8 protein-coding genes and 6 tRNA genes are annotated in these 11,118 nt (G+C 37.4%); 4 read left to right on the top strand and 10 right to left on the bottom strand.

The window, feature by feature from the left end; all coding sequences use genetic code 11:
- Positions 1–38: 38 nt before the first annotated feature.
- The 8 genes from M23134_RS28350 to era all read right to left on the bottom strand — a co-directional run bounded on the left by M23134_RS28350 (position 39) and on the right by era (position 4,935).
- Positions 39–111: transfer RNA gene (locus M23134_RS28350), tRNA-Trp, on the bottom strand.
- A 104-nt stretch (positions 112–215) separates the two neighbouring features.
- Positions 216–1,400, bottom strand: a complete 1,185-nt coding sequence (gene tuf, locus M23134_RS28345) for an elongation factor Tu (protein ID WP_002702193.1) — start codon at positions 1,398–1,400, stop codon at positions 216–218.
- A 69-nt stretch (positions 1,401–1,469) separates the two neighbouring features.
- Positions 1,470–1,541, bottom strand: a tRNA-Thr gene (locus tag M23134_RS28340).
- A gap of 66 nt (positions 1,542–1,607) precedes the next feature.
- A tRNA-Gly gene (locus M23134_RS28335) sits at positions 1,608–1,680 on the bottom strand.
- A 99-nt stretch (positions 1,681–1,779) separates the two neighbouring features.
- Positions 1,780–1,862 (bottom strand) — tRNA-Tyr (locus M23134_RS28330).
- Between the two features lie 183 nt (positions 1,863–2,045).
- A complete protein-coding gene (locus tag M23134_RS28325; RefSeq protein WP_002702191.1) occupies positions 2,046–2,303 on the bottom strand; it encodes a hypothetical protein in 258 nt (85 codons plus the stop codon).
- A 67-nt stretch (positions 2,304–2,370) separates the two neighbouring features.
- Complete coding sequence (gene der, locus M23134_RS28320; protein WP_002702189.1) at positions 2,371–3,681, bottom strand: ribosome biogenesis GTPase Der; 1,311 nt, start codon at positions 3,679–3,681, stop codon at positions 2,371–2,373.
- Between the two features lie 345 nt (positions 3,682–4,026).
- Positions 4,027–4,935 carry a GTPase Era gene (gene era / locus M23134_RS28315; RefSeq protein ID WP_002702187.1) on the bottom strand — a complete coding sequence of 303 codons (909 nt, stop codon included), beginning with the start codon at positions 4,933–4,935 and terminating at the stop codon, positions 4,027–4,029.
- A gap of 135 nt (positions 4,936–5,070) precedes the next feature.
- On the opposite strand from era, the gene M23134_RS28310 reads away from it, so the two are divergent.
- Together M23134_RS28310 and M23134_RS28305 are read left to right on the top strand one after the other, a co-directional pair.
- Positions 5,071–5,143: transfer RNA gene (locus M23134_RS28310), tRNA-Met, on the top strand.
- A 96-nt stretch (positions 5,144–5,239) separates the two neighbouring features.
- Positions 5,240–5,312: transfer RNA gene (locus tag M23134_RS28305), tRNA-Met, on the top strand.
- A 314-nt stretch (positions 5,313–5,626) separates the two neighbouring features.
- Here M23134_RS28305 and M23134_RS28300 read toward each other — a convergent pair.
- Entirely contained in the window at positions 5,627–7,234 is a 1,608-nt protein-coding gene (locus M23134_RS28300; RefSeq protein ID WP_002702182.1) for a DUF4139 domain-containing protein, read from the bottom strand.
- Between the two features lie 480 nt (positions 7,235–7,714).
- Here M23134_RS28300 and M23134_RS28295 point away from each other — a divergent pair, with 480 nt between their 5' ends.
- Positions 7,715–8,155: a lipocalin-like domain-containing protein gene (locus M23134_RS28295; protein WP_082226726.1), complete on the top strand. Its 441-nt coding sequence runs from the start codon at positions 7,715–7,717 to the stop codon at positions 8,153–8,155.
- Positions 8,156–8,322: 167 nt separating this feature from the next.
- Positions 8,323–10,317, top strand: a complete 1,995-nt coding sequence (gene ispG, locus M23134_RS28290; RefSeq protein ID WP_002702180.1) for a (E)-4-hydroxy-3-methylbut-2-enyl-diphosphate synthase — start codon at positions 8,323–8,325, stop codon at positions 10,315–10,317.
- A gap of 86 nt (positions 10,318–10,403) precedes the next feature.
- On the opposite strand, the gene M23134_RS28285 is transcribed toward ispG, so the two are convergent.
- The gene (locus M23134_RS28285; RefSeq protein WP_157558692.1) at positions 10,404–11,105 is read right to left on the bottom strand and encodes a DUF6272 family protein; all 702 of its coding nucleotides are present in this window, start codon (positions 11,103–11,105) and stop codon (positions 10,404–10,406) included.
- Positions 11,106–11,118: the final 13 nt, after the last annotated feature.

Below are 11,118 nucleotides of genomic sequence, written 5' to 3'. Positions count from 1 at the left end.
TTGTTCATACTAAAGTTCTTAATAAATAAATTGATATGCACGGGTGGAGAGACTCGAACTCCCAGCCAACGGTTTTGGAGACCGCTACTCTACCAATTGAGCTACACCCGTGTATAAAAGAAGGTCCTTTAAAAAGGAGTGCAAATATATATGATTAGATTTATAAATACAAGTGCGTTCTTAATAATATTAAGAACGCACTTATTTATATCAGTTTAGTCTAAAACTTCTGTTACCTGACCTGCGCCAATTGTACGGCCACCCTCGCGAATTGCGAACTGTAGACCTTTTTCCAATGCAACAGGGTTAATCAAATCAACAGTAAGGCTTACGTTATCACCAGGCATTACCATTTCAACGCCTTCTGGAAGTTTAACTTCGCCAGTTACATCAGTTGTACGTAAGTAAAACTGAGGACGGTATTTGTTAAAGAATGGAGTGTGACGTCCACCTTCTTCTTTTGATAAAACGTAAATTTCAGCTTTAAACTTAGCATGAGGAGTTACTGTATTTGGCTTACAGATAACCATTCCACGCTTGATTTTTTCTTTTTCAATACCACGTAGCAACAAACCAACGTTGTCACCAGCTTCTCCGCGATCCAAAATCTTACGGAACATTTCTACCCCAGTAACTACTGACTTCATATCAGCACCCATACCAAGGATTTGAACTTCATCACCAGAGTTGATAACACCACGCTCAATACGACCAGTAGCAACAGTACCACGACCAGTAATAGAGAACACGTCTTCAACAGGCATTAAGAAGTCTTTATCAATGGCGCGCTCTGGAAGAGGAATGTACTCATCAACAGCAGCCATCAATTCGTTAATTTTTTCAACCCATTTAGGCTCAGCATTCAAGCCACCCAAGGCAGAGCCTTGAATTACAGGCAAATCGTCGCCAGGGAATTGGTAAGTACTCAAAAGTTCACGAACTTCCATTTCTACCAACTCTAACAACTCTTCGTCGTCTACCAAGTCTACTTTATTCATAAAAACAACCAAAGCAGGTACACCTACCTGGCGTGCTAATAGAATGTGCTCACGAGTTTGAGGCATTGGGCCGTCAGTTGCAGCTACTACAAGAATAGCTCCGTCCATTTGAGCAGCACCAGTAATCATGTTTTTCACATAATCGGCGTGACCAGGACAGTCAACGTGTGCGTAGTGACGAGTTTCAGTTTGGTACTCTACGTGAGAAGTGTTAATTGTAATACCGCGCTCTTTTTCTTCAGGGGCATTGTCAATAGTATCAAAGTCTCTTACTTCTGCTCCACCTTGTTCTGCCAATACTTTAGTGATTGCAGCAGTTAGGGTAGTTTTACCGTGGTCTACGTGACCGATGGTACCAATGTTTAAGTGGGGTTTCGAACGGTCAAATGTCTCTTTAGCCATTTTTGAAAATCCTTAGTTTAATCTGAACAATTAATCTATTTGCTTGTTGGGTTTCTAAAAATTTCTTAGAGCCAATGAGGGGAATTGAACCCCTGACCTCTTCCTTACCAAGGAAACGCTCTACCCCTGAGCTACATCGGCTTATTAAAATTTTTAGGCTTGGTGAGGAATGAGAGCAGAGCCCACATCCTTTTGAGTTGGAAGTTGAGCGGGAGACGAGGCTCGAACCCGCGACCTACAGCTTGGAAGGCTGTCGCTCTACCAACTGAGCTACTCCCGCTTTTAAAATGATTGGAATTTAGTGAGATAATAAGATTTAATGAATTGCAATCAAAGATACAATATTTAATTTCAAAACCTACTATTTTCCAAGATTTTGTGGGGAGAGCAGGATTCGAACCTGCGAAGGTATAAACCAACGGATTTACAGTCCGTCCCATTTGGCCGCTCTGGAATCTCCCCGATTTTCAACTTTAAAACTCTCACCTTGTTTAAAGTGAGTGCAAAGGTAAGAGGTTTTTTTTAAAGATCAAATATTTCAGAAATTTTTTTATAATTTTTTTCTAAAATATTCGTTGTATGATGTCAAATAGGGCTTTGGCTTATCCAAAGCCCTTTTTTCCTTATAAGATAAAGGCTTACTAATTACTTTTTAGTAGTATCAGTAGTCTCGCCTTCTGCTTTCTTTACAGTATCAACATCAATAACTACAGTTGAGTCATTTTTAGCAATTGTATCTGTAACTTGAGTTTCTACAGTTGACTTATCAGGCTCAGTAGTTGTGTTAGCTGAGGTATCAGATACAGAAGTAGTATCAGATTCAGTACCAGTTTTTTTGTCACCACCACAAGAAGCGAAAGTGAATAGACCAGCAACAAGAAGTAATGCAAATAATTTCTTCATAGTTTTTAGTATTTTTAGATTTGAGGCACAAAAGTAAGTGCTTGAATTTTAAATCAAAACTTTTTTTTTATTTTTTTCGGAAGAAGAGTTGAATTGGCACTCCTTCAAAATTAAAATGCTTTCGTAACTTATTTTCCAGATATCTCTGGTACGACTCTTTAATGTATTGAGGTAGGTTGCAAAAAAACGCAAATGTAGGCTTATATGTGGGTAATTGTGTCACATACTTTATACGAACATACTTACCTTTGATAGCCGGTGGTGGATAATGCTCTATTTCGGGCAGCATCATTTTATTTAGCTCAGAAGTCGAAATCTTTTGATTTCTGTTGCCATAAACCTCTATTGCTTTCTCCACTACCTGAAATATTCTTTGCTTTTCGAGCACTGATCCAAATATGATAGGAATATAAGTCATAGGTGCAATTTTCTCTGCAATATCCTTCCTAAACTTCTCTGCGGTTTTGGTATCTTTCTCTATTAAGTCCCACTTATTTACCATAATCACTATACCTTTACCGTTTTTGTCGGCTAGTCCTATGATATTTACATCTTGCCCTTCTATACCCCTGGTAGCATCTACCATTACAATACAGATATCGGACGCTTCAAGTGAGCGTAAAGCACGCATTGTAGAGTAAAACTCAATATTATCTTTCACCCTGCTTTTACGCCTTAGCCCAGCTGTATCTGTAAGAATAAAGTTTTTGCCAAATGCCTTATAATGTGTGTTGACAGAGTCACGAGTAGTACCTGCAATATCAGTTACAATACTTCTTTCTTTTCCAGTTAAAACATTTACCAATGAAGATTTTCCCGCATTAGGACGCCCTACAATTGCTATTTTAGGTATTCCAGCATACGGATCTTCTTCTTCAACATCGTCAAAATGCTTCACTACCTCATCTAACAAATCTCCTGATCCTGATCCGCTTTGAGCCGAAATAGGAAATATATCTCCCTCCAACCCAAGTTGATAAAACTCAGAAGCCATGTATTCTTTTTCTATATTGTCGGCTTTGTTAGCCACAATAATTACAGGTTTACTACCACGCCTCAACACATTGGCAAAATCTTTATCCAAGTCGGTAAGTCCGGTAATACAATCTACTACAAACAAGACAACTGATGATTCTTCTATAGCAATCTCTACTTGTTCACGAATAGCGCCCTCGAACACATCTTCTGACCCTACCACATATCCACCTGTATCTATTACAGTAAAAAATTTCCCTATCCACTCTGCTTGTCCATACACTCTATCACGTGTTACACCACTTTGGTTATCCATGATGGACTTACGTTGTTCAATTAAGCGATTAAACAGGGTTGATTTACCTACATTAGGTCGTCCTACTATCGCAACAATGTTTGACATTATATTTTATTAAATTAATATAGCTACTTGCTACAGGTTATTTAAAATTATAAAAATATTCTATAAGGGTGCTTTCAACACCATATAATATACAGCAATACGCACCACTATTACTCTAGGTATCAAAGCCACAAAACGAAGTTCATGCCTCCTTTACCCACTTAGAAGCTAGAGTACTAGTGCATTAGAGATTAAATAAGTTGCCTATTAATTTGGATGAATTTTGTTTTCTGACGAGTCGTGAAAATGGCGGATAGCCATAGCTATCTAACTTTTTTACGAGGAAGTCAGGGGGCAAAAGTCGCCAAAGAATATGTGAGTAACTTAGCACCTAATGCACTAGGTTTATCTATACCCTAAGTGATCTAGTTTGTTTCGCTGCTGCCTCCAATCAGGAGAAACTTTCACATGTTGAGCCAAAAATACTTGCTTGGCAAAAAACTCTTCTAAGTCTTTACGGGCTTCTATACCTATTTTCTTGAGTGCTTGCCCCCCCTTGCCTATCAATATCCCTTTTTGACTTTGGCGTTCCACTAAAATTTCTGCCCTAATATTGATGATCTCTTCTTTTTCTTTAAACTCAGTAATCATCACTTCGCAAGCGTAAGGAATTTCTTGTTTATAGTTTTTAAAGATTTTTTCACGAATCATTTCTGCAGCAAAAAAACGCTCAGGTTTGTCAGTAAAAGTATCTTTAGGAAAATAAGGGGGATGCTTAGGCAATGCCTTTAATATTGACTCAAATAATTTATCAATATTGATATTGTTCAAAGCTGATATAGGAATTATTTCACTAGGTTGAATAAGCTCTTTCCAATAGGTTATTTTCTCTTCTACCTGATTATCCTTTGCCAAATCTATTTTGTTTACCAATAAAATAACAGGCGCTTCGCTTATTTTCAGCTTTTCTATTACATCATTTTCATCGTGTTTTTCAAAAATATCTGTTACAAACAATATAACATCAGCATCATCCAGAGATGTATTGACAAAACGCATCATGGATTTGTGCAGCTCATATTTAGGCTTGATAATTCCAGGGGTATCTGAATATACTATCTGAAAGTCATCCCCATTGATCACCCCCATAATACGGTGTCGGGTTGTTTGTGCTTTGGAGGTAATAATAGATAGCTTCTCCCCTATCACCTGATTCATTAGAGTAGACTTACCCACGTTGGGCTTGCCAATAATACTCACAAAGCCTGCATGATGATTGTCATCTTCTGGGATTAGCCATTCTTCGTTTTCCATAAAATGTTTATATTAATATTAATGAAGAGAAACAACTCAGCTATGAAATAAATATGTCAGAGCTTAATTTAACTATTTTTGCAAAGGTACTTGTTTTATAACAAAAACCCCCTACCTTTGCTACCCAATTTATATCGCGGGGTAGAGCAGTTGGTAGCTCGTCGGGCTCATAACCCGGAGGTCATAGGTTCGAGTCCTGTCTCCGCTACTAAATACAAGCCTGTAAGTTTATTCTTACAGGCTTTTTTATTTTAAATATTTGGATTAGATAAAAATATACCCTACCTTTGTCATCCAATCAAATCGCGGGGTAGAGCAGTTGGTAGCTCGTCGGGCTCATAACCCGGAGGTCATAGGTTCGAGTCCTGTCTCCGCTACTAAATACAAACCTGTAAGATTATTCTTACAGGTTTTTTTATGCCTCATTTGCCAGTACTCTAAGAATTAAATTTTTATTACGTTCTTTTATGCCCTCTAACCTCTTTAGAACTCGCCAAAGAATACCAAGTTATCCAAATTAATATCATACTTACTTAGCCCCAGAACAAGAGTATTTTTTATGGCGCAAAAAAAAGCCCACCCCAAAAGAGTGAGCTTTTTTACCAATATGTGTTTAATTCTAAAATAAACTCATTGCTCGTAATTACAGCTTAATGATAATTATATTTACAGTTACATAGTGTAACTGGATCTAATTGCCAAATATGATTCTTTTCTTTTTTGGGTATTTCACACTATACTTTAAATACAACTTGCTGGTTTGTTTGGGGTTGAGTGTCAGTTTCCAAACTACCTTACCTGTGTTGGCGTCTACTTTTGCTCCTTTTGCTTCTAAAAGTTCCACGGTAATCTTATTATTTTTAGATACTGGTATTTGCTCTTCAATGGTAATGTTTACCTGTTCGTTTTTAGTGTTACGCATCGTGATTTCATACCCAAACGTTTGTTTTATGTTGGAGCCAAAAAACTTTTTCTTGCTATAGTTTTTAATCTCTTTACGGTCAATGATGATTCGCTTATCACGTCCTAATGAAATAGACAGGGTATCTTTAGTGTTTTGGGCATTCAGATAAGTTTCACCTACAAATGTTCCTTCAAAATAAATATTTGCTTTGCCTGACAATAAGTTAAACTTTTCCCAATCTATCAACTGAGCCATCAAAAAAGCGTCTTTGTCTAGCTTAGGCACTGCACCACGGTTGTAAATAGTCTTTAAGGTATGATTTTTTACATCTACCAATTGAGGTTGTCCATTAGAGGGAATACTGTAAGGAATAGAGATACCAAACTTAGTGGCAAAAGTGGACTCTACCACTTTAGTAAAGTTGGCAATAGTTTTACTTTCTTCTTTTTTTGCAAGTTTTCTCCTTCCCTTAGTCACCACCACTTCATCTAACGAATAGTTAGAGGGTACTTTTTGAGCAGCTGAACGTTTGTTGTAGAAAGCACCTGAAGAAGGACGAGGGTAATAAAGGTTTACATACCAAGGAGCTAAATTTGGTTTATAACCACTTTGGGTGGGGTTACCAGTAGAAAGGGTAATATTCACATTTTTCCAATCAATGCCCGTATTTTGGTATACTTCGGCTTTGTAACTTAACTGAATAGGGCTGTTGGCATTTTTTGCTCTCAGATCATAGATAGGTTTCCAACCAGCATTCATTACTATGTAATTAAGTTCAAAATCAGCGTTTATGGCGGTTTTTGCTGAAACCGTGACCATAATCTCACTGGTAGGCTTATTGGCATTTTTATTTTCAATGCGTAGCTGGTACTTTGTTTTATTCAAATGCTTACGGTATTTTTTCAGCTTTTTTGAATGACGTAGTACTGCAAAGCGAATTTCTGACAATCGCTTGCGATAAAAAGCTGCCATCTCGGCAAGTTCTTGGGCAGTTACCCCTTTTTGCCCTCCCATTTTTTTATTGGCCAGAATCATCTTTTCTTCACTGGTAAGCACTTCTTTTTCAATGTTTACCTTAGCAATACGATCATCCAGATACTCTATTGAATCTTCCAACTGTTTGATACGGCGCGCTTTTGAAAAGCTTTTCAAATAATTGATGCGATGTTTGACTGACATAATGGTCAGATTACCTTTAGCAGATACCTGCAAACTTTGCTTAGCCATTTTGGTAGATAGCCCCTCAAAAACCAGCTTAGTTTTACCCGCAGCTATATATACTTTGGCAACATTGGTAACCTGAGCTCTATTTAAAAATATGGTTACCTCTTTTATCTTAGACTTGATGGCTTTTTCTCCATCTATAGGGGTTTTAAATGCAAAGCTATTTGCCATTAGGCCTAGCATTAAAACGAAGGTTAAAATAGTTGTTCGTAAAGTGTTCATAGTTTTTTTGATATTTGTGTTTTTATGACAAACTACTCGTTTGGGTCAAATTCACTTACAAGACAAGCTGTTTGTAAAAAGGGAGTAGGTAATAAATTAAAAATCCTAAAAGCACAGATCAAAATCCACATAAAACCTTTACAATCAACGCATTAACACCACATCATTTTACTTACACCTCATAAGTATCATTTCGTTTTTATGTGAAAACATGGGCTTATTCTTACATGTGTTAAACTTTATCGCTGTATGCCCGTTACTTTAATTATATAACTTTTCTAACTACACATCTCAAAAAAACTTCTTACCCTCACCCTTTTAATGAGGTAAAAATACCATTTCCTATAAACACAACTTCTTATAATATCTTTACTTTTTAACAATTATTATTTTAACCTTTGTGGGCTATTTATTAACACTATTATTGTTATGAAAAAGTTGAAGATTTATTTATGTATGATAGGTTTTGCATTTGCATTTACCTCTTGCGGTTCTGGTGGAGACACATTAAACTTTGCTAATATGGGAGAAAACTCTTCGGTACAGGATGTAATTGCCGGAAAGTGGAAACTAACCAAACGCATAGTAAAGAGTAAAAATCACGCAATTAAAGCTTGTGAAAACGACAATACCCTTGAGATACAGGGTGATGGTGCTTATGTTTTTGACAATGGAGTTACACAATGTAACGCTAGTGAAACAAATGATGTAGGAACATGGTCGCTTAGTGATAATGACCAGGAATTGACTTTTGCAGGTAATGAAGCTACCAAAACCATGTTATTGAAAAGCATTGGTACCAATCAATTGGTGGCCGAAATAAAGATAGATACACACATTGAAACTCATACATATACTAAGATTCAATAAAACATATTTTTAGTTAAATAATCATCCTATAAAGTTTACAACAAAACCCTGATCATTTTGGTCGGGGTTTTTTACATTCCCACCATTGGCTTAGCACCATTTTATTTACCAAGCCTCCAACATTTTATGTACCTTCGTAGTTAATTCAGTGAAATAAAAATTTACCCATGTCAAGTATAGCTGAAACAACTCTTTATCGAAAACTCTACACCCAATCACTTACAGAGTTTAAACGTCGTCAATCTATAGAAGTAAATATTGGAAATGTACCGCTTGGAGGTAAGCAGCCTATTAGGGTACAGTCTATGACTACTGTAGATACTATGGATACTGAGGGTAGTATTGCCCAAGCCATAAGAATGATAGATGCTGGTTGCGAATATGTACGTATTACAGCACCAAGTATCAAAGAAGCTCAAAATCTGCAGAATATCAAAGAAGGATTAAGAGCCAAGGGTTACCAAACACCACTTGTAGCAGATATTCACTTTACACCTAATGCTGCTGAACTAGCAGCAGGTATAGTAGAAAAAGTAAGGGTAAACCCTGGAAATTACGCTGATAAAAAGAAGTTTGAGATTATAGAATATACTGATGAACAATATCAAGAGGAGCTTCAGCGAATAAGAGAGCGGTTTGAACCTTTGGTAAAACTGTGCAAAGCCAATAAAACAGCAATGCGTATTGGTACCAACCATGGTTCTCTCTCTGACCGTATCATGAGTCGTTATGGAGATACGCCTTTAGGGATGGTGGAGTCAGCACTTGAGTTTTTACGTATTTGCGAAGATTTGGCATATTATGATATTGTTATTTCAATGAAAGCAAGTAATCCACAAGTAATGGTACAAGCTTATCGTTTACTGGTTCAAAAACTAGACGAAGAAGGCTTGAAGCCCTACCCTCTGCACCTGGGAGTAACTGAAGCTGGTGAAGGGGAAGATGGCAGAATAAAATCGGCTATGGGTATAGGTGCCTTGTTAGAAGATGGTCTGGGTGATACTGTAAGGGTATCGCTTACTGAAGAACCAGAAGCTGAAATGCCTGTGGGAAAAAAATTGGTTGATCGTTACCTTGACCGGGCCAACCACTCGTCTATCACTCCTTTTGACTGGCAAAACGCTTCAATAGAATACTCTCCTTATGCATATCAAAAACGTACGACGAAAGAAGTAAGTAATTTTGGGCATGATAATGTACCCAGGGTAATTGCAGATTACAGTACAGTAAATCACCTGCAAGTAGATGACTTGAAGAGTGTTGGGCATTATTATTTGCCTGAGCTTGACAAATGGGGCATGAATGACCTAGGGGCTGATTATATTTATTTGGGTAAACAACTCATCCCGTTTATGATGCCCAATGGCTTAAAAGTTATTCAGGACTATAGTACCTGGCAAAAGGAAAAAGAACAAAGCTACCCTGCATTAACCATCGACGAATATATGACTGCGGCTGATTTGGGCGATACTTTGCGTTTTCTTTACGTTCAATGGAGTGATTTTTCAGAGGATTTGATCAAAAGTATCAAAAATGATCACCACTTGGTGCTTATCTTATCTACTGACAATAGCCACGCTATGGCAGAGCTCCGTCGAGTATTTTTTGAACTTATGGAGCAAGGCTTAGAGCTACCAGTTGTTGTTAAACGCGATTATGCCAAAGAAAATATAGAGCTTGTCCAATTATACGCTTCTACAGATGTAGGGGGATTGTTAATTGATGGTTGGGGTGATGGTATTATGTTATCAAACGGGCAACCAGAGAATAAAGAAGAGTTGCTTGAACAAATCAACCAACTCAATAACTTGAGCTTTGGTATTTTGCAGGCTGCCCGCACCAGAATGACCAAAACAGAATATATTTCTTGTCCATCTTGTGGACGAACTTTGTTTGACTTACAAGAGACTACTGCTATGATACGTAAACGTACAGATCATTTGAAAGGAGTAAAAATTGGTATTATGGGTTGTATTGTCAATGGTCCTGGTGAAATGGCTGATGCAGATTATGGTTATGTGGGCTCTGGCAAAGGTAAGATTACTCTATACAGAAGTAAAACTGTAGTGAAAAGAGGGGTGCCTTCTGAACACGCTGTAGACGAACTAATAGAGTTGATTCGTGAAGATGGGAGATGGTTGGAGAGAACCTCGGAAAATTAATATTAACTCAAACAAAATCAATATGCGCTGTAAGAGTGGTTGAGGAGAGCTGTTCTTATGGCGTTTTTTATTATTAAAGAGTTAAGTTAAACTGTCACTAACAGGTAGAAGTAAGAAAATTCATCGTTGACTGGTTTAAAGTCATAGCCAAATTTGTTGCCTGACTTTCTTGCCATATCAATAAAGCCTAAACCGGCACTGTTCCTGTCCAAGTCAGTTTCTTTGTCTTTATCACGTTTCATGTTTGCCTTTACTGTTTTTTGGTAATATTTAAGTAACCCAAATTTGTCTAAACCATTGATCAGGTCAAGCCGTTCTTGCATGGCTTCTATTTTTTCGTTCAAGATAATGTTTCCAGTGGCAATTGCGTATTTGTTTTCAGGGCGACGACCTATAATAAAGAGTGGCTCATATACGACTACTTCTGGTATTTCTTCCTCAGCATCTTCTTCATCAGTAGTGACTACATCAGCTGCGTTTGCAGGTTTTGTATCGGGGTTTAAAGAAACTGACTCGTTAGGCTCGGTGGTGGTTGTTTCAGTATCGGTATTAGCTACCTGAACAGCTTCAGCTGGAATCTGATCAGAGTACTTTACAATGTTTTGTAAACATTCTGTCATTACATTGAAAACTTTCCGAGTTACTTTTAGGTTTTCGCCTAAAGCATTCATTTTCTTTTCAGCAACTCTTAGTAAAGACAAAATTATATCTTGGGTAAACTCACCTTCATACATGAAGATTAGTTTATGCTCTGCCATTGTCTTACGTAATTCGTCGATGTAGTCCATTATCTATTTATGA

This window comes from Microscilla marina ATCC 23134, from assembly GCF_000169175.1.
Lineage (GTDB): Bacteria > Bacteroidota > Bacteroidia > Cytophagales > Microscillaceae > Microscilla > Microscilla marina.
Note: the sequence above shows the minus strand (reverse complement) of the source record. Positions and strands in the feature narration are given on the sequence as shown.